This is a genomic window from Jeotgalibaca arthritidis (assembly GCF_011100465.1).
In the GTDB taxonomy this organism is placed as follows: Bacteria; Bacillota; Bacilli; order Lactobacillales; family Aerococcaceae; genus Jeotgalibaca; species Jeotgalibaca arthritidis.
Genome location: NZ_CP049740.1, coordinates 923,187 through 942,058, shown reverse-complemented (window position 1 = coordinate 942,058; position 18,872 = coordinate 923,187). Strand labels below are relative to the sequence as shown.

The window sequence follows — 18,872 nt, the reverse complement described above, 5'->3', positions numbered from 1 at the left end:
TCACTACACACCTTATGTATTATGCGCTCATTTTTGAAAAAAGCAAAAATCTTTACTTAATTGAAGTAAAAAAGTTTATTTTTCAAAGCGGGCATGAATGGCTAGGTAGCTGAGCAATAGATCATCCATGGTTTTTAAGTTAACACCCGTCTCTTGGAAAAAACGATCAATACGGTATTGCAAAGTATTGCGGTGAACATACAAGTCATTAGCAGCCTTAGAAATATTACCAAGATTTTGCCACATGGCCATGACTAATTCATTGCCACCATCAATGGCAAAAATTGCTTCTTTCAAATGGTGAAGAATCGTGCTTTTTGAAGCAGCTTCATAAGTAAAGTAGGTAATAGCGTGTTCGGCTAAGGTGGCAATCTTTTTGTGCTGGTAGTGAGAACGGCGGTTCATGAAAATCTGCTGTTCCTCAGCGAATAAGGCAGGCAGTTGGTTATCAACTGGCCAATTTTGTCCTAAATAAACGGTAGTTTGAACAGTAAAATCATCGTCCAAGACATTTAAAATGCCTTCAATTTCTTCTAAGAGGTCAATATGGCTAGGGTTATCAATGACTAACACACCATACGTCTCGGTTATAAAGAAGCCGTCTTTTACAAAACTCAAGGTATTTTTAAAAGCATCTAACCATAGTTGGTAGTCGAAGCTGTCATCATCGGCGTGTTTGATGGACACCTGTAAGAGTTGGACCTTGTTAGCGTTAGTAGGTATATCACTAGACTGTTCAAGCAGAAACCGCGCCCAGCGATTAGTTTGTTTTTTGAAATGAATCACTTCTGGTGTTGTTAGTTGGACAATTAGTTTTTTTTCACGGTCAGAAATGGAATCAGCCGGGAAGTGCAGCCAGTTATCTTCGTAGGGAACACTAAAGTAGCCGTCACCCATTCGGGACGAGTGGTTAATGATTAATTCTGGAAATAGGTCTTCTAGTAAGTCTTCAATCAAAATGCTCCCTCACAATCAAATCATAATAGCTTTATTTTATCATTATCCTGGCAGAATTGCTAAATCTTGGAAAGAAAATATGCTATAGTTAGGGATGAAAAAGGATGGTGTCGTATGAATCAAGAAGAAAAAGAAGGCTTTATGCGAGAAGCTATAAAAGAAGCGGAAAAAGCCAAACAATTGGGTGAAGTTCCGATTGGCGCGGTGGTGGTTTTGGATGGCGAAATCATTGGTCGTGGCCATAATGAACGTGAAACAACCCATGATGCAACGACCCATGCAGAAATGAGTGCCATTCGTCAAGCTAATCACCATTTGAAAAATTGGCGGTTAGAAGATGCCAGTTTGTTTGTTACCTTAGAACCATGCCCCATGTGTAGCGGCGCAATTATATTGTCTCGCGTTAAAGAAGTCTACTATGGCGCTGCCGATTTAAAAGGCGGGACTGCTGGAACATTAATGAATTTATTAGAGGATGAGCGGTTTAATCACCAGTCGCAAGTAGAAGTAGGGATTTTAGAAGCGGAGTGCAAAGCTTTGCTACAAGATTTTTTTAGAAATTTACGCAAGCAACGTAAAGAAGAGCGCCGTAATCACTTAAAACGCGTTCACCAACAGCAACTTGAAAACGAGTCATGAGCTTGCAAAAGGGCTTAGACTTATGCTATACTAAGTTTTGCCGAAAGGCCTTATGGCAATGGTGGTCTTGTGAATCGAGTCAGGTCCGGAAGGAAGCAGCTATAAACTTGATCCGCCATGTGCTGTAAGTATTTCTATTTAAATAAACTTTAACCCCAAGACAGCTGTCTTGGGTTTTTTTGTAGACTAGGGGATTATAAGTTCAGCCATCAATGTCTAGCTCTCAAGTCCTGACCTAGTGAAAAAAAGATAAATTTGCCCCATTGCGCGCTTCGCTGCTCACTAACGCATATCATTCGACTAACCCGCTGAAGCGTGAAGTCTCCTGACAATTCAGGGTCAAATTTCCTATTTTTTCATAGGCCAAGGCGGACTTGTCCGCTTTTCTTATATGTAAAAAGCCAAGCTGATGACGTTTCATCGGCTTGGCTAAAAGGGGATTTACTAAGGTTAGTGACGATCGCCTTCGCTTGGCGGCGTATACGTTGTTTCCTCATCTAAAACATCTTCCTTATGGGTGACGTCTGGATGTGATTCTGTTTCGAATGTAGCATCAATCATCGCATCTGATGGTGGCACATTGTATTGGACATCATCTGGCTGACGATCCAAATTTAATTTCGCATCGCGATTCAATAAATCCTCAACTAGAATGAGAATTTTTCCATCTTCTAAGTCGCGGTGATAAGGAAGCAATAACTCATCAGGTGATTCCTCTCGGTCCTCATCCATTTCCATTTGACTTTCACGGTCAATCGTATCTTGATTAGTAAAGAAACCGGTAAAGGTATGGGCGAACCGCTCCCACAAAGGTAAATCCTTTTCTTCGGTAAGGTCAGCAAGATCATCTTGTCTAACGGCAACGTGGGTTTCTTTTTGGATTTGGAGAAGATGGTCTTTTTTGTCAGCAACAATAGTCAAGGAGCTGTCTGGATAGCCCTCTTTTTGTAATTGCGTGATGGCGTCTCTTACTTCGGTAACGGTTGTATAGGGTCCTTTGATAAAATAGGTCATCTTAATCCCTCAACTTTCCTAAAGCTCGATTATGAATCATTTACACTATCAGTTTATCGAAAAAAAGATGGGACTGCAAAGAATAAGGGTCAGTGAGTCGTTGCGACTAAGACGACCATGCTACCATAGCCAATGGCCTGTTGATAGTCTGTTAGCGGATTGTTTTCAGTGTCAAATAAAGGTTGTTTGTTGAAGTAGCTTTCATATTCCTGTAGATGAAGGATGCAATTGATATTGGCTAAGAGACGGTGAGATGAAAAAACAGAGCCGTCTTGTCGTCTAAGGTCATAGTTACGGTGGATGGTTTCTTTAGTCGCTTGGTTAGTGATAACATAAATCGCATCTTTGTTAACGCCATTTTCTCGTAAACGGTCGACAACAGCCATCACGTCAGCAATAGATGTTGATCGGTGCATGAGTTCCAGTTTCATGTCTATCCCTCCTCAAATCGGGCAATCAAAATGATTCCATTAGATCTTATAAGTCTATTATCCAATGAAAAGTAAAAATACGCTAGCACTAAGCTTTTAAAGAGAAAAATCCTTGATTTATCAATGATTTTAAAAGATTTTGCCAAAGAGGGAACCCTTTCTATTTTCCTGTTTTTAACGTATAATGAAGAAATGAAGACCAAAGGGAAAGAGGGGGAAGAATGAGCTATCAAGCACTGTACCGTGTTTGGCGTCCACAGCGATTTGACGATATCGCAGGCCAAGAAGCGGTCACCCGAACATTGAAGAATGCTTTAATACAAGGGAAAAACAGCCATGCCTACCTGTTTACTGGGCCAAGAGGAACCGGGAAAACAAGTGCGGCTAAGATTTTCGCCAAGGCAATTAACTGCCCTAACCAAGAAGATGGCGAACCTTGTAACCATTGTGATATCTGCCAGTCAATTACAGAAGGCCGATTGAACGACGTCATTGAAATTGATGCTGCCAGCAACAATGGTGTTGAAGAAATCAGAGATATTCGTGACAAAGCGCGCTATGCCCCTACCCAAGCAGAATATAAAATTTATATTATTGACGAGGTTCATATGTTATCAACTGGCGCTTTTAATGCGCTATTGAAGACACTCGAAGAACCGCCGGCCAATGTTATTTTTATCTTAGCGACGACTGAACCGCATAAAATTCCGCTGACGATTATTTCGCGGACACAACGGTTTGACTTTAAACGAATTACGTATCAAGCCATTATTAATCGTATGGCTTATATCTTAGAACAAGAAGCTATTAAATACGACAGCCAAGCGCTTCATGTGGTAGCCCGTGCTGCCAATGGTGGGATGCGGGATGCCTTAAGTTTGCTGGATCAAGTCATTTCCTATGATTCTGATTTTGTATCTTTTGACCATGCCATTCAAGTGTCAGGCAGCCTAACAGAAGAGATGATGTTGAACTTTTTATCAGCATTATCCCAATCTGAAGCGGAAGAAGCCCTTCATATCCTTCACGATATTTTAGAAAAAGGCAAAGAAGCAGGGCGCTTTATTGAAGAAATGATATTGTTTGCCCGCGACTTATTAGTTTACAAGCAAGCAGGTCAGTCTGATTTAGAAGAGCGTTATAGCCAAGCTTTTCGTGAGTTCTCACAGGCGGTTGAGCCGACTTTTTTATATCAAGCGATTGAAGAGTTTAGCCAAACGCAAAAGGATATGCGTTTTTCAACTCAGCCAGACGTATATTTAGAAGTCTTGGCGGTGAAGCTAGCTAAACAAAAAGTTAAGCCTCAGACTACTAACGAAACGGCGGCTCCTGCTGATTCAGCAGAAGTAAGCCGACTTGAAAAGGAACTAGCTGCCTTAAAGAAAGAATTAACGACAGCTTTAGCAGCGATGAAGAATGGAGCAGTTGCAGCTGAGCCAGTAAAACCAGCCAGGCCACGACCAGCCGTTGCTAAAAATGCGGCAGGATTTAAACCTAATTTAGGTCGGGTTCAAGCTATTATGAAAACAGCATCTAAAAAAGAATTAGTCAGCATCAAAGATAATTGGGTTGATATTTTGGATGTTTTGTCTGTCACACAACGTGCTGTCTTACGACAAGCAGAGCCAGTAGCAGCGAATAGCGAAGCCTGTATTTTGTCCTTTGATTATGAAATATTATGTCAAAAAGCTAGTGAAGATATGGAGTTACAAGTAGCTCTCGAAGAGGCAATTGGGCGTATGTCTAATCGACCAGGTGAATTTGTTTGCGTAACGGCTGAACAATGGGCCTCTCTGCGTAAGAGCTATGTACAAGAATTGAAGTCACGTCAACAAGCTGCGCCAGCCGTAACCGAAAACGAGCCGCAAACTGCTGCACAAGCAGGTCCGTTGGCAGACTACGATGATAACGATGCGCCACCACTCTTCGATGAGGATATGGCTATCGAGATGAGTCCAGCTGATGAAGACGAGCAAAAACAACAAGAAGTGGTGGAACAAGCCATCAGTATGTTTGGAAAAGAAAATATTACAGTTATTAATGAATAGGAGCGAATAATATATGCGTGGAAATATGGGAAATATGCAAGGTATGATGAAACAAATGCAAAAAATGCAAAAACAAATCGAGGAAACTCAAGCAACTTTAAATGAAACAGAATATGTCGGAGCTGCAGCTAACGAATTAGTTTTAGTGACCATGACAGGCGATAAAAAAGTCGTTGATGTTGCAATTAAACCAGAAGCCGTTGACCCAGATGATGTTGACATGTTACAAGACTTAATTTTAATGGCAACTAACGCTGCTTTAGAAAAAGTAGAAGCAGACCAAACAGCAAAATTAGGTAAGTTTGCTAAGGGAATGCCAGGATTCTAAACCAATAAACAAGATAAAGGAGCGTAGAAGACATGCAATACCCAGAACCAATTGCAAAGTTAATTGAGAGCTTTATGAAGTTGCCTGGTATCGGCCAAAAAACCGCAGCACGTCTCGCTTTCTTTTGCTTGGATATGGCTGAAGATGAGGTTGTTCACTTTGCTAATGCGCTGCTATCAACTAAGCGAGATCTCCATTATTGTTCGAAATGTGGCAACATCACCGAAAGTGATCCGTGTGTGATTTGTTCGGATGAGACGCGAAACGCCGCAACAGTACTCGTAGTCGAAAACCCACGCGACATTATGTCGATGGAAAAAATTCGGGAATACAATGGTCGCTACCATGTTCTTCACGGTGTGTTATCGCCGATGGAAGGAACGGGTCCGGAAGATTTGAATATTCCTAACTTGATTAAACGGCTGCAAGAAGAGGCCATTGATGAAGTGATTATTGCGACTAACGCAACAGCTGAAGGCGAAGCGACAGCTATGTATCTGTCACGTCTGATTAAACCAGCTGGCATTAAGGTGACGCGCTTGGCTTACGGTTTAGCAGTCGGCAGTGACATTGAATATGCAGATGAAATGACCTTGTTTAGAGCCATTGATGGCAGAAGAGAGCTATAAAAGATAAGGAGACGATCAGGCCATGCCTTTCCACTTACTGAAAAAACGCAAGCATAACCATCAAAAACGGCTAGTGGATGAGCAACTCAAAGCGACTATGCAAGATATTTATCAAAAGTATCAGTTGCTAAAAGAGCTGGAAGAGGCCGCTTATGATGTATCCGATGAGTTATATATGGCAAGAAAAATCGAAGGTGCAAAATACCTCTGCTTGTTGAAGGAAGCGCGCAAACGCCACATATCAGCAGATATGTCTGCCCCTAAAAAAGCAAAAGCCTTTCGTATTAAAAAAAGAGGTTATCAAAAAGATCATTTATTTACGCAAGACTAGACGCTACTGCCTATAAAAAGAGTGATGAGTAGCGTATAATGAGACTATACAAGCAAGGAGCATAACATGAACGGCATATTTATTACCTTAGAAGGTCCAGATGGATCGGGCAAGACAACAGCACTTCAAGCGATTGTTCGCGCACTGCCTGCTTATACGGACAAAAAAATTGTCACAACTCGTGAACCGGGTGGCAGCCCAATTGCAGAAAAAATCCGCACGATTGTTCTAGATCCAGAACATACTGAAATGGATCCTAGAACGGAAGCCTTGTTGTACGCAGCAAGTCGCCGCCAGCATCTGGTTGAAAAGGTTATTCCCGTTTTAGAGCAGGGCGACCTTGTTTTGTGTGACCGCTTCGTTGACAGTTCTATTGCCTATCAAGGCCACGCCAGAGGCATCGGTGAAGCAGGTATTTTTCAAATTAATGACTTCGCAACAGGCGGAATACAACCGGATTTGACTCTTTATATCGATATTAGCCCAGAAGAAGGACTAAGACGGATTCAAAAGAATCAAGATAGCCGAGAAAATAACCGCTTGGACCGCGAAACACTTGTTTTTCATGAAAAAGTACGAGAAGGTTACTTGCAATTACTTGACCAGCATCCGGATCGTATTGTAAAAATCGATGGCAGCCAGACCCCCGAAGAGGTAGCAAAAAGCTGTATCGACCATATTACCAAGTACCTATCAACAGATAAAAAATGAAACGTAGAAAGAGGAGATTGATATGAAACTGATCATGGCTGTAATTCAAGATAAAGATAGTGCATTACTATCAGACGAGTTAGTAGAGGCAAATATTCGTGCAACGAAATTATCTACAAGTGGTGGGTTTCTACGCTCCGGAAATACAACATTTATGATCGGGGTCGAAGACGACCGTGTTGAAGAGGTCCTAAACATTATCAAAGTTAACTGTGAATCAAGAGAGCAATATACCACATCGCCTGTTAACTTGGATGTATCCTTAGACAGTACCATTCCTTACCCAATGCAAGTTCATGTTGGTGGCGCAACAGTATTCGTTCTACCAGTAGAAAGTTTCCATAGATTCTAATGAGCGAGATGGCCATTAAACAAAAGCAGCCAGAGCTGATGGCGCTTTTTTCCCGCTCGATCCGAAATAAACGCTTAGGTCATGCCTATTTGTTTGAAGGGACAAGAGGAACAGGCAAGAAAGAGCTAGCCCTATGGATTGCCGGCTGTATTTTCTGTGAACAGCCAACAAATGGCGAAGCGTGTTTAAGTTGTCGAAACTGCCAACGATTGAAGGAAGGCAACTTGCCCGACTTGATTGAGTTGGAGCCAGACGGCCAATCTATTAAGGTCGATCAGATACGCCATCTAAAGGCTGAATTTTCAAAGAGTGCAGTTGAAAGCAATAAGAAAGTTTATATCATTGATGATGCCGAAAAAATGACGGTCAGTGCAGCCAATAGCTTGCTGACCTTTCTAGAAGAACCGGGTAAAGACACTTATTTATTTTTATTAACCACTGTAAAAGAAAATATGTTGCCCACTATTCGGTCACGCTGTCAGATTATTCATTTTCAGCCATTGAAACGGCAAATGATGACGGCATTGCTCTTAGCTGAAGGTTTAAACCAAACGGATGCGGATGTTTTAGCAGTTATTACTAATGATAGTGAGGAAGCTAAAGCTTTAGCAGCTGATGAACACTTTCATTTACTGCGTGAGTTGAGTTGGCAGTGGTTTAAATTGTTAGCAACTGGCGATGATATGGCATTTATCTATGTGCAAACCCATGTGATGGATGCCTTAAAAGAAAAAAGCCATAGTTTATTTTTCTTGGACTTGCTCTTGTTTCATTATCGTGATCTATTGTATGCTAGCTTTGGCAACCAAGCTGATATTGTCCATGCCAATCGATTAGAGGATTATCAGATGGTTGGCCGCCAGTTAAGAGGCAGTCAAGCGATTATTTTGGCAATTGAGAGTATTTTAGAAGCTAAGCAAGCAATAAATGCCAATGTTCAAGTTCAAGGATTATTAGAGAGTATCGTGATTCAAACATCACGTCGCTAAAAGGAGCGCAAAATCATGAAGGAAGTTATGGGGCTTAGGTTTATTACCAATGGAACCATCCATTATTATGAAACAGGCAATGAAACCTATGCCGTGAATGATAAAGTAGTCGTCCAGTACGGTGAAACTTTGGAAATAGCCAAAGTTGTCATTGCATCAAAACGTTGTCATCAAAAAGATACAGCCTATCCCAGTCAAGCGATTATCCGTCGTGCAACGACCGATGATTTAGAGTGGGAAGCTAAGAATAAAGATGATGCCAACACAGCCCTTCGCATAGCCAAGGAACGTGCGCGTGAACATCAGTTAGATATGAAACTGATTAAAGCACAATATGCCTTTGACCGTCAAAAACTAATCTTTTTATTTAGCGCACCTGGCCGTGTTGATTTCCGTGTTCTCGTTCGCGAGTTAGCAGCCGTTTTTAAAACACGGATTGAATTGCGTCAGATTGGTTCTCGTGACGAAGCTAAGCTATTAGGCGGTATAGGTCCATGTGGACGTCCCCTTTGTTGTTCAACATTCTTAGGCGATTTCTCACCAGTATCCATTAAAATGGCTAAAGATCAAGGCTTATCATTAAATACCACTAAGATTTCAGGTATCTGTGGTCGTTTAATGTGTTGCTTGAATTTTGAAAATGATACCTATGAAGAATTAAAACGTAGCATGCCTGATTATGGACAAGAAATTGAAACACCAGAAGGTCGTGGCAAAGTGATAGCTCTTAATATTCTATCTCAAGTTGTGACCGTTCGCTTTTTTAAAAATAAGAAAACAGCCGATTACACTTGGGAAGAGTTAAAAGGCGAATTAGTATAGTTATAGTAGCTAAGAAGAAAACGAAAAATGTGAGTGAGTAAAATGGATAAACGAGCCTTGTTTGATCAGTTTCACCGGATGGAGAGTCGCGTCTCAGCAGTTGGAGAAGACATTATTGATATTCAGGCGAAATTAAATCAGCTAATCGAAGAAAATACAACCTTGCAGATTGAAAATCAGCATTTACGGGATCGTGTCGATTTCTTAACCAAACAAATGGAAGAAAACGCAGCTACCATTGAACCGGAAATGTCTAAATCACGATTGAATCTGCAAAAATTATATGAAGATGGCTTCCACGTCTGTAATGTCTATTACGGCAGCCGACGCATGGATGATGAATCATGCGTATTCTGTTTGGATGTCATCTACGGAGAACGGGAGCAACGTCATTGAGTGAATCAAATCAAAAGAAACCAGTATTATTAAAAGCGGACGAACGATTGGATCTACTTAAAAAGGAAAATATTCAGATTATCCAAAGTCCATCCGTTTTTTCCTTTTCTTTGGATGCGGTATTACTAGCGAACTTTGCTTCCGTACCTAAAACCCGTCAGGCAAAAATTGTTGATTTTTGCTCGGGAAATGGTGCGGTAGCTTTTTTATTAACCGGAAAGACTAAAAATCCCATTATTGGAGTTGAAATTCAAGACCGTTTAATCGATATGGCTAGACGTACTGTTCAATTAAATGAATTGGAAGAGCGTGTCTCTTTCGTACACGCCGATATTAATAATATTACTGACCACATTCCAGCTGACTCAGTGGATGTGATTAGTTGTAATCCTCCTTATTTTAAGGACATCCCATCGAGTACGAAAAATACCCATTCAGCCTACACCATTGCGCGCCACGAAGTGAAGCTGAATTTAGACCAACTAATGAAAAAAACAAGCCACTTATTGAAGATGAATGGTAAAGCCTATTTTGTTCATCGACCAGACCGCTTATTGGAGATTTTAGATACGATGCGAGCGAACCGTTTAGCACCTAAACGCCTGCAATTTATTTATCCAAAGACAAATAAAGACGCTAATATGATCTTAATTGAAGCGATTAAAGACGGGAAACCAGATGGCTTGAAGATACTACCACCATTTTATGTTCATGATGAGACGGGCGATTATTCAACAGAAGTGAAGGCGATTTTGTTTGGCGAATAAAGAAGAGAGCCGTCACTACTTTTATGTTTTAGAATGCCGTGACCAGTCTTTTTATGCCGGTTATACAACAGATTTACTTCGCCGGGAAAAAGAACATAACGCCGGTATCGGCTGTAAATACACAAAGAGTAGACGACCAGTCAATATGATTTACCATGAAGACTTTGCCACGCGCAGCGAAGCCACAAAGGCAGAAGCAGCCTTTAAAAAACTAACACGCAAACAAAAGGAAGAGAAGGTGGGAAGAAATGGAAACACAGAAAAGTTATGAAACACACCCAACTGGAACCCTTTATCTGGTCCCAACACCGATTGGTAATTTGGGTGATATGACCTTTCGCGCGGTTGAAGTATTAAAAGAAGTGAATTGGATTGCTTCAGAGGATACACGCAACACGAGAAAGCTATTGACCCATTTTGACATCGACACCCAGCAACTTAGTTTCCATGAACATAATACGAAAGAACGCATTCCGCATCTAATCACGCTCTTACATGCAGGCGATTCCATCGCTCAAGTTAGTGATGCCGGCATGCCATCCATTAGTGACCCAGGACATGAATTGGTCCTTGCCTGTATCGAAGCGGCTATTCCTGTTGTCCCACTACCAGGTGCCAACGCAGGGATTACAGCTCTAATTGCATCCGGTTTATCACCACAGCCGTTTACCTTTATTGGCTTTTTAAAACGTAAGAAAAAAGACCAACGTCAACAATGGCAATTATTGAAGAACAAGCAAGAAACGATGATTTTTTACGAATCACCTTATCGCTTGAAAGAAACTGTTGAAAATCTAGCCGCCGAATTAGGAACGGATAGACAGATTGTTATTTGTCGTGAATTAACGAAACGTTACGAAGAATTTATTCGTGGAACAGCAGGACAAGTCCTCGAATGGCTAGACCAAAACGTCGTTAAAGGCGAAATTTGTCTGATGGTTGGAGGCAACCCGGACGCTGAGGAAGTTGCCGAAGTAGTTGATTTTCCAGAAGACTTAAAAGAACATGTTGAAGAAGTAATGGCAGCAGAACAATTGTCGTCGAAAGATGCCATTAAACAAGTTGCTAAGCAACGTAATATTAAAAAACAAGAGGTTTACCAAGCTTACCACCAGATTTAAAAGGGGGAGATCGGATGAATTTAAACGGGCTTCATACCATCTCACCTTATGTCTTGCTTACCTTAAGCTTGTTTGCTGCAACCCATGGTGTCAATCGTATTATTAAAAGAGGTTGGTCACGAAAATACATGGCACTAGCAGTGCTGAGTAGCTTATTGGCTGGCTTAGCAGGACTCGTTATATGGAATAAGATGAGGGGTAATCCTTATCCACTTGTATTGTTGGAGAAAGGGTTAGTTTATTTATTACTGTATTTGATGCTATCATTTGGATTATTTGTTCTATATGTCTTTATGCTCCAATGGCGCCCAGTTTCTTTAAACCAAGATTATTTGCTAATATTAGGAACCGGCGTCTTGCCAGATGGCACTGTGAGCTTAGTTCTCCAATACCGCTTGGATAAGGCCTTAACTTTTTACAATAAGCAAAAAAGTCAGCATAAAAAACCCGCTAAACTGATTGTGAGTGGTGGCAGGGGGCCTACTGCACCTTGTTCTGAGGCAGAGGTCATGCGAGATTATTTGATGGCCAAGGGTATACCATCTGACGACATCTTGTTAGAAAAAGATTCCATCAATACCCACCAAAATTTTCTTTTTAGTAGTCGAATGATTGATCGCTACCAAATTGGCAAAAATGGCTTATTTGTGACTAATGATTTTCATGTTCCTCGTAGTCAACTCTATGCTCGCCAGGCTGGCATTGCGGCTGATGGTATTGGCGCACCAACACCATGGATGCAATTTCCTTATTCAGTTGGCAGAGAGTACATCGCCTTATTATTGATTTACCGCTACTATCATGCGGTTGTAGCTGGTTTTTTGTTTGGGATATTTTTATGTGTTTTCTAGGGGTTGAGCCATTGCTCAGTCCTTTTTTCATAGGCCAAGGCGGACTTGTCCGCTTTTCTTATGGTCTTACAAGCACCAGCCAATTGTTTCAAAATCTTATAGAAGAATGTTCAATAACTGATACCATTTTAAAAGAATCCGTTTACAATAAAGGTAAGTATCATCGGATAATGAGAATAGAAAGAGGATAATGATGACAGCATACCTATTTGCACATTTTATTGGTGAACAACCGGATAGTGAACAAGTTTATTTTAGTATCAGTAAAGACGGCTTACATTTTACAGACTTGAACCAAGGTCGCGCCGTTTTAAAAAATCCTCTCGGTGAAAAAGTGAACTGCCCCCTGTCTACTTGACAGGGGGCAGTTCATAGGGCTTGGATGTTTTAATGATTATATTAACTGATCTTCGTCTACAGTCCCAACTGTTTCAACTTTTTCTGCTGCAAGTAAGTCACGGATATCTTTTAGATATAGTTCAGCTGCAGGAATCTCAACTTCTTCAACATCCATTTCTGGATTTTGACGTTTGAATTTGTTAGCAGCTTTGATGATAAGGAATAGCACTAGTGCAATAATAAGGAAATCAATAATAGCTTGTAGGAAGTTTCCGTATCGTAATGTCGCTGTTCCGATCTTCACGGATAGGTCCTCGATTGCTGCTTGAGAAGTCAATGATACAATAATCGGAGAAATCAAATCTTCAACAAGTGAATTCACAATTGCTGAGAAGGCAGCCCCAATAATAACCCCTACAGCCAAATCAAGAACATTACCACGCATAATAAACTCTTTAAATTCTTTAATCATTTTTTCACCTCCTATAATTATCTTCATTATAGACAATGAACCTATCAACAAGCAAAGGAAAAGGTAGGAAAAAAATAAATTATCCCATTAGCTTTATATAAGGTGCCGGCGAATAATCATCTAGCGGCAAGCTAGCTTCCTGGCCGCTTGCTAAAAGCGCCAATTGGTAACCGATTAACGGCCCAGTTGTTAAACCAGATGAACCAAGACCACTGGCTGTTAATATGGTCTCACTAGTTGGCAGATAACCAAAAAATGGACTGAAATCGGAGGTATAGGCGCGGGTACCAACTTTTACTTCTATTAATTCAGCATCTTTCAAGTCATCAAATAACGCTTGTCCATTTTGAATCATGCTTTGGATAATGGTATCGTCTTTGGTTAAGTCATAGCCCAGGTCATTTTCATGGCTAGCTCCTACGAAAACACGGCCATTACCAAGTGGCAAAATATCAATTTCGCCTTCGGGCATAATAACAGGCAAATTTCTATTATCTAAATCGGCTGTTTGTAAAACAGCTAGCTGTCCTTTTTGCCCACGAATGTCGACCTCAAAACCAAGTGGCTGTAAGATGTGCGGCAACCATGCACCTGTTGCTAAAATAATATGGTCAAAAGAGTGCTGTCCACTAGCTGATTCCACAATATTGTTTGCCATTAAATGAGCGCGCTCATTTAATCGTTTGCCACCATTTTCAACAACGTAGTTAAGAAGAGTAGCAACGAGTTGCTGGCCATCTACTCGTGCACCGCCAGCAACATAGAGTGCATGTTCTTGTTCTTTTAAGCCAGGTAAAAGCTGTTCTAATTCTTCTTCTGACAAAATAGTTAAGTCGCCAATCTGAGGCGCATCTTGTCGTCGGCTGACGCCAAGGTGGTATTGGTCCTGGGTTGCTTTTGCCTTTTTCTTTAGTAAGACGGCACCTGATTGCTTGTAAAATGAGGTGTCTTGTCCGTCAGCATTTAAATCGGCTAACATTTGATGGTAAAAAGCAGCGCCGCCTGCAGCTAAGCGATACCAAGGTTTGTTGCGACGTTTAGATAGCCAGGGGCAGATAATACCTGCCGCCGCAGAAGTCGCTTGCCCAGTGCCCTCGTCATAAACAGTAACTTGATGACCAAAACGACTGAGATAGTAGGCAGCCGTTGAGCCAACGATGCCGCCACCGATAATTGCAATAGATTGTGTCATGAATCGTCCTCTTTTCGAAAATAGTAGCTTTATTATACCATTTTGATTGTAGCGGAAAAATAAGAGAGCTAGTTGTTGCATTATTTGTTTAAAGTGGAGAGGTTCAGCGCTAAAAAGTGGCTTGAACCTCTTAATTTTCCAATAATGGAGAGGTTCAGAGCCTAAAAGTACCTTGAACCTCTTAATTTTCTAATAATGCAGAGGTTCAGAGTCGAAAAGTACTTTGAACCTCTTAATTTTCCAAGAATCGAGAGGTTCAGAGCCTAAAAGTATCTTGAACCTCTTAATTTTCTAATAATGCAGAGGTTCAGCACGGAAAAGTACCTTGAAGCTCTTAATTTTCTAATAATGGAGAGGTTCAGCATCGAAAAGTACTTTGAACCTCTTAATTTTCCAATAATGGAGAGGTTCAGAGCCTAAAAGTGTCTTGAACCTCTTAATTTTCTAATAATGGAGAGGTTCAGCATCGAAAAGTACTTTGAACCTCTTAATTTTCCAAGAATCGAGAGGTTCAGTGTCGAAAAGTATCTTGAAGCTCTTAATTTTCTAAGAATCCAGAGCTTCAACACCAAAAACCTCCTCGAACCTCTTAAATCAGACACAAAAAAGAGGTTCAACGCTCAAAATGAACGTGAACCTCTCTATAATCAGCTATTAACAGCTTTCGTTACCAGTTGTCCCTCTAATTTGGCCTTCGCCGAAAATAATATATTTGTAAGAGGTTAGCGCTTCTAGGCCCATTGGTCCGCGCGCGTGTAATTTCTGTGTGCTGATTCCAATTTCGCCACCTAGGCCGAAACAGCCGCCGTCGGTAAATCGAGATGATGCATTAACATAAACTGCAGCAGCATCAATGTCTTGTAAGAAATCTTGGGCTGTTTGATAATTATCGGTCACAATGACTTCTGAATGCCCAGTCGAATGAGCTTGGATATGCGCAATCGCTTGATCATAATCATCCACCACTTTAACAGCTAAAGTGAAACTTAAAAATTCAGTATCGTAATCTTCTTCGGTTGCTGCAATCGCATTTGGGAGAAGCGCGCACGTTTTTTCATCGCCACGAATCTCAACATGGTATGCAGACAAAGCCTCAGCAAATACTGGCAAATACTTATCAGCTACAGATTGATGAACAATTAAACTTTCAATGGCATTACACACAGAAGGGCGGTCTGCTTTCGCATTAACCAAAATCCGTGTCGCCATCTTCAAATCTGCATCCTTATCAATATAAAGGTGGCAGTTACCAACGCCTGTCTCAATGACAGGAACAGTCGCATTCTTCAACACATTTTGAATTAAGCCAGCACCACCACGAGGAATCAAACAATCCAAGTATTGATTTAGTCGCATAAACTCAGCTGCCAATTCACGAGACGGATCCGTAATCAACTGAATCGTGTCTGCCGAAAGACCTGCCGAAACTAAGCCCTCTTGAAGAGCAGCCAAAATCGCTTGATTCGACTGCAAGGCCTCCTTGCCACCCCTTAAAATCACAGCATTCCCCGACTTAAAGCAAAGCGCTGCCGCATCTGCCGTCACATTTGGACGTGATTCATAAATAATACCGATAACGCCGAGAGGCACACGCTGCTTACCGATTTTAAGCCCATCTTCCGATAGCTTCATTTCTTCGATATAGCCAACAGGGTCAGCCAACTGTGCAATCTGATGAATGGAATCTGCCATTCCTTTAATCCGGTCGGGGGTTAAAGTGAGTCGCTCAATCATTGGCGCTGTTAGGCCGTTTTCTTTGGCGCGATTAATATCGTCTTGGTTGGCTTTGATTATCAAAGCTTCGTGCTTGTAAAGTGCTGCCTCCATGGCTAGCAAAGCTTGATTTTTAATAGTTGCTTTTGTTTTTCGAAGTTGGTTAGCAGCTGTTTTTGCTTGCTGTCCCATTGTATGTAAGGTTTCGATCATCCTAATGCCTCCTTATTTTGACTGAGGGGTAAAGTACGTGCCGATTTCAAGGCCGGCTAGAATATCAAATAAAATCGTGGGGTCTGCAGCAGAAGCCAGCACCATTGACTGGTTATTTTTTAACAAATGTTTTGCTGCTTTCAATTTAGTGATCATCCCACCTGTACCAAAGTTTGATCCCACGTCACCAGCTAGTGCCATGACTGAATCATCGACATTATGAACCGTATGGAATAGTGTTGCATCAGCGAACTTAGACGGGTTCTTATCATAGAAGCCATCCACATCCGATAACATAATTAATAAATCAGCATGAGTAATCTCCGCAACGATGGCTGATAATTGGTCATTGTCGCCAAACTTGGTTTCATGTTCCAATTCATCAACAGCTACCGCATCGTTTTCATTCACGACAGGAATAATGCCCATATCGAGTAGTGTTTCAAAGGTGTTGACGACATTCTTATGACTTTCGGGGAACTCCACAATGTCACGGGTCATCAGAATTTGCCCAACGGTTTGTTTGTAGTGTGAGAAGAAGCGACTGTATAGATTCATCATCTCGCTTTGTCCAACAGCAGCAACAGCTTGTTGCTGGCGAATCGTTTTAGGACGCTCTGCTAGATAAAGCTTATCCATCCCCACACCGATAGCACCTGAAGACACTAAAATAATTTCTTTTCCTGCTTGTTTTAAGCTACTTAAGACATAAGCGAGGCGGTCAAACTGTTGGTAATTAACCGTTCCATCCGCCATCATAATCGAGCTTGTGCCAATTTTGATGACGATACGCTTACTAGCTCCTATTGTTTCTCGTTTAATCGTCATATTAATTCCTCATTTTTCTCTTAATGGATTTTAATAAACCACTCTATCATTGCCTATACTAACACGGAAACTAACAAATTATAAGAGGAAAGCTTGGAATTTAAAGCAGCGGCTAGCTATTTTTTAACCATCCGTGCTATTTCAATGAAAAGACTTTACAAAACAAGTTACAATGCCTATACTTATTAGTGAAAAAGACCTATAAAATATATACTTTTAAAAAAGAGGAGCAGAACCATGACACTAACATTCCCTAAAGACTTCTGGTGGGGCGCAGCAACATCAGGCCCGCAAAGCGAAGGCCGTTTCAACAAGAAACATGCTAACGTTTTTGACTACTGGTACGAAATCGAACCTGAGAAATTCTACAACCAAGTTGGACCTGATACCGCATCTGACTTCTATCACTCATTTAAAGAAGACATTGCTTTAATGAAAGAAATCGGATTGAACTCTGTCCGCACATCGATTCAATGGACACGTTTAATCGACGATTTAGAAGAAGGAACAGTTAACGAAGATGGCGCACGTTTCTACAACGAAGTTATCGACGAATTTATTAAAAATGGCATCCGTCCGGTTATTAACTTGTGCCACTTTGACTTGCCAGTTGAGCTTTACCACAAATACGGTGGCTGGGAATCAAAACACGTTGGGGATCTGTTCGTAAAATTTGCGGAGCAATGTTTCCGTCTATTTGGCGACCGCATCAACGACTGGTTTACCTTTAACGAGCCAATGGTTATCGTTGAGGGCGAATACCTTCACCAATTCCACTACCCAAACATTGTAGACGGAAAGAAAGCAGTGCAGGTAGCCTATAACATTACAGTGGCGTCGGCGAAAGCAGTTCGCTCATTCCGCCAAATTAACCAAAATCCAAATAGCCGTGTTGGGATTATTTTAAACTTAACACCATCATACCCAGCAACAAATAGCCCGGAAGATGAAGCAGCTGCTAAATTTGCTAACCTATGGCTAAATGGCTTGTTCTTAGATTCTGCTGTTAAAGGTCACTTTGACCCAGAATTAACATCTGTACTAGAAGCTGATGGCGTGATGTGGGAAGCAACAGAAGATGAAGCGACTATCTTAAGCGAAAATACAGTTGATGTATTAGGGATTAACTTCTACCACCCACACCGTGTAGAGCAACCTGAAATTTCACCAAACAGCTTAACGGTTGATTGGATGCCAACAAAATATTATGACGATTACGATATGCCAGGTCGCCGTATGAACGTTGATAAAGGATGGGAAATCTATCCAAAAGCATTGTACGACATTGCTATCAACATCAAAGAAAACTATGGCAATATTCCTTGGTTCGTATCTGAAAATGGTATGGGTGTGTCACGCGAAGAACGTTACTTGAACGAAGAAGGCGTTATTGAAGATGACTACCGCATCCGCTTTATCCAAGAACATTTATACTGGGTTCATAAAGGGATGGAAGAAGGATCAAACTGTTTTGGTTACCACCTGTGGACACCAATTGACTGCTGGTCATGGATGAATGCTTACCGTAACCGTTACGGCTTCATCTCAGTTAACATTCATACACAAGTTCGTACAATTAAAAAATCAGGTCACTGGTTCAAGACTGTTGCTGAAACAAGCACACTAGATATGCCAGCTGGATTTACTGAATAAAAATGAATAAGTTAATCCCCAAAATTAGTTTTTGGGGGTTATTTTCTATGTTAAAAAAACATGCTATGATTTAAAA

At 41.1% G+C, this 18,872-nt stretch carries 23 protein-coding genes and 1 other RNA gene; 17 read left to right on the top strand and 7 right to left on the bottom strand.

What is annotated here, in order from left to right; genetic code table 11:
- Positions 1-75: 75 nt before the first annotated feature.
- Positions 76-957 carry a helix-turn-helix domain-containing protein gene (locus G7057_RS04705; RefSeq protein ID WP_166161721.1) on the bottom strand — a complete coding sequence of 294 codons (882 nt, stop codon included), beginning with the start codon at positions 955-957 and terminating at the stop codon, positions 76-78.
- Between the two features lie 114 nt (positions 958-1,071).
- Between G7057_RS04705 and tadA the strand changes: the two genes are divergently transcribed.
- Both tadA and ffs read left to right on the top strand, forming a co-directional pair.
- On the top strand, positions 1,072-1,596 hold the full coding sequence (gene tadA, locus G7057_RS04700) for a tRNA adenosine(34) deaminase TadA (protein ID WP_166161719.1): 525 nt from the start codon (positions 1,072-1,074) through the stop codon (positions 1,594-1,596).
- Between the two features lie 47 nt (positions 1,597-1,643).
- Positions 1,644-1,730: signal recognition particle sRNA small type (gene ffs, locus G7057_RS04695), an RNA gene on the top strand.
- Positions 1,731-2,046: 316 nt separating this feature from the next.
- Here the strand turns inward: ffs and G7057_RS04690 are convergent.
- A complete protein-coding gene (locus G7057_RS04690; protein WP_166161717.1) occupies positions 2,047-2,610 on the bottom strand; it encodes a general stress protein in 564 nt (187 codons plus the stop codon).
- Between the two features lie 89 nt (positions 2,611-2,699).
- Positions 2,700-3,041, bottom strand: coding sequence for a general stress protein (locus G7057_RS04685; RefSeq protein ID WP_166161715.1), 342 nt, complete (start codon positions 3,039-3,041; stop codon positions 2,700-2,702).
- A gap of 221 nt (positions 3,042-3,262) precedes the next feature.
- Here G7057_RS04685 and dnaX point away from each other — a divergent pair, with 221 nt between their 5' ends.
- The 14 genes from dnaX (at position 3,263) to G7057_RS04615 (ending at position 12,744) form a co-directional block, all read left to right on the top strand.
- Positions 3,263-5,089, top strand: a complete 1,827-nt coding sequence (gene dnaX / locus G7057_RS04680; RefSeq protein WP_166161713.1) for a DNA polymerase III subunit gamma/tau — start codon at positions 3,263-3,265, stop codon at positions 5,087-5,089.
- A 13-nt stretch (positions 5,090-5,102) separates the two neighbouring features.
- Positions 5,103-5,417: a YbaB/EbfC family nucleoid-associated protein gene (locus G7057_RS04675; protein WP_076768076.1), complete on the top strand. Its 315-nt coding sequence runs from the start codon at positions 5,103-5,105 to the stop codon at positions 5,415-5,417.
- Positions 5,418-5,449: 32 nt separating this feature from the next.
- Positions 5,450-6,046 carry a recombination mediator RecR gene (gene recR, locus G7057_RS04670; RefSeq protein WP_166161711.1) on the top strand — a complete coding sequence of 199 codons (597 nt, stop codon included), beginning with the start codon at positions 5,450-5,452 and terminating at the stop codon, positions 6,044-6,046.
- Between the two features lie 22 nt (positions 6,047-6,068).
- A complete protein-coding gene (locus tag G7057_RS04665) occupies positions 6,069-6,377 on the top strand; it encodes a DUF2508 family protein (protein WP_166161709.1) in 309 nt (102 codons plus the stop codon).
- A 66-nt stretch (positions 6,378-6,443) separates the two neighbouring features.
- Positions 6,444-7,088 carry a dTMP kinase gene (tmk, locus tag G7057_RS04660; protein WP_166161707.1) on the top strand — a complete coding sequence of 215 codons (645 nt, stop codon included), beginning with the start codon at positions 6,444-6,446 and terminating at the stop codon, positions 7,086-7,088.
- Between the two features lie 22 nt (positions 7,089-7,110).
- Positions 7,111-7,440, top strand: a complete 330-nt coding sequence (locus tag G7057_RS04655) for a cyclic-di-AMP receptor (RefSeq protein ID WP_166161705.1) — start codon at positions 7,111-7,113, stop codon at positions 7,438-7,440.
- A gap of 8 nt (positions 7,441-7,448) precedes the next feature.
- The gene (gene holB, locus G7057_RS04650; RefSeq protein WP_166161702.1) at positions 7,449-8,429 is read left to right on the top strand and encodes a DNA polymerase III subunit delta'; all 981 of its coding nucleotides are present in this window, start codon (positions 7,449-7,451) and stop codon (positions 8,427-8,429) included.
- 15 nt (positions 8,430-8,444) lie between these two features.
- Entirely contained in the window at positions 8,445-9,251 is an 807-nt protein-coding gene (locus G7057_RS04645) for a PSP1 domain-containing protein (protein ID WP_076768089.1), read from the top strand.
- Positions 9,252-9,293: 42 nt separating this feature from the next.
- Positions 9,294-9,647: a DNA replication initiation control protein YabA gene (locus G7057_RS04640; protein WP_166161700.1), complete on the top strand. Its 354-nt coding sequence runs from the start codon at positions 9,294-9,296 to the stop codon at positions 9,645-9,647.
- On the top strand, positions 9,644-10,414 hold the full coding sequence (locus G7057_RS04635; protein WP_227004659.1) for a tRNA1(Val) (adenine(37)-N6)-methyltransferase: 771 nt from the start codon (positions 9,644-9,646) through the stop codon (positions 10,412-10,414). Before G7057_RS04640 ends, G7057_RS04635 begins: the two co-directional genes overlap by 4 nt.
- On the top strand, positions 10,404-10,685 hold the full coding sequence (locus G7057_RS04630) for a GIY-YIG nuclease family protein (RefSeq protein ID WP_166161696.1): 282 nt from the start codon (positions 10,404-10,406) through the stop codon (positions 10,683-10,685). The genes G7057_RS04635 and G7057_RS04630 overlap by 11 nt, the downstream gene beginning before the upstream one ends.
- Entirely contained in the window at positions 10,663-11,535 is an 873-nt protein-coding gene (gene rsmI, locus G7057_RS04625; protein ID WP_166161694.1) for a 16S rRNA (cytidine(1402)-2'-O)-methyltransferase, read from the top strand. Before G7057_RS04630 ends, rsmI begins: the two co-directional genes overlap by 23 nt.
- A 14-nt stretch (positions 11,536-11,549) precedes the next feature.
- On the top strand, positions 11,550-12,386 hold the full coding sequence (locus G7057_RS04620) for a YdcF family protein (protein ID WP_166161692.1): 837 nt from the start codon (positions 11,550-11,552) through the stop codon (positions 12,384-12,386).
- Positions 12,387-12,579: 193 nt separating this feature from the next.
- Positions 12,580-12,744 carry a hypothetical protein gene (locus G7057_RS04615; RefSeq protein WP_227004658.1) on the top strand — a complete coding sequence of 55 codons (165 nt, stop codon included), beginning with the start codon at positions 12,580-12,582 and terminating at the stop codon, positions 12,742-12,744.
- A 36-nt stretch (positions 12,745-12,780) separates the two neighbouring features.
- On the opposite strand, the gene mscL is transcribed toward G7057_RS04615, so the two are convergent.
- From mscL to proB, 4 genes are all read right to left on the bottom strand, one after another.
- Positions 12,781-13,197: a large conductance mechanosensitive channel protein MscL gene (gene mscL, locus G7057_RS04610; RefSeq protein WP_166161690.1), complete on the bottom strand. Its 417-nt coding sequence runs from the start codon at positions 13,195-13,197 to the stop codon at positions 12,781-12,783.
- 79 nt (positions 13,198-13,276) lie between these two features.
- On the bottom strand, positions 13,277-14,389 hold the full coding sequence (locus G7057_RS04605; RefSeq protein WP_166161688.1) for an NAD(P)/FAD-dependent oxidoreductase: 1,113 nt from the start codon (positions 14,387-14,389) through the stop codon (positions 13,277-13,279).
- Positions 14,390-15,043: 654 nt separating this feature from the next.
- The gene (locus tag G7057_RS04600; protein ID WP_193566102.1) at positions 15,044-16,315 is read right to left on the bottom strand and encodes a glutamate-5-semialdehyde dehydrogenase; all 1,272 of its coding nucleotides are present in this window, start codon (positions 16,313-16,315) and stop codon (positions 15,044-15,046) included.
- 12 nt (positions 16,316-16,327) lie between these two features.
- Positions 16,328-17,143 (bottom strand): glutamate 5-kinase, encoded by an 816-nt coding sequence (gene proB / locus G7057_RS04595; RefSeq protein ID WP_166161686.1) that lies wholly within the window; start codon positions 17,141-17,143, stop codon positions 16,328-16,330.
- Between the two features lie 237 nt (positions 17,144-17,380).
- Between proB and G7057_RS04590 the strand changes: the two genes are divergently transcribed.
- Positions 17,381-18,796: a glycoside hydrolase family 1 protein gene (locus G7057_RS04590; RefSeq protein ID WP_166161684.1), complete on the top strand. Its 1,416-nt coding sequence runs from the start codon at positions 17,381-17,383 to the stop codon at positions 18,794-18,796.
- Positions 18,797-18,872: the final 76 nt, after the last annotated feature.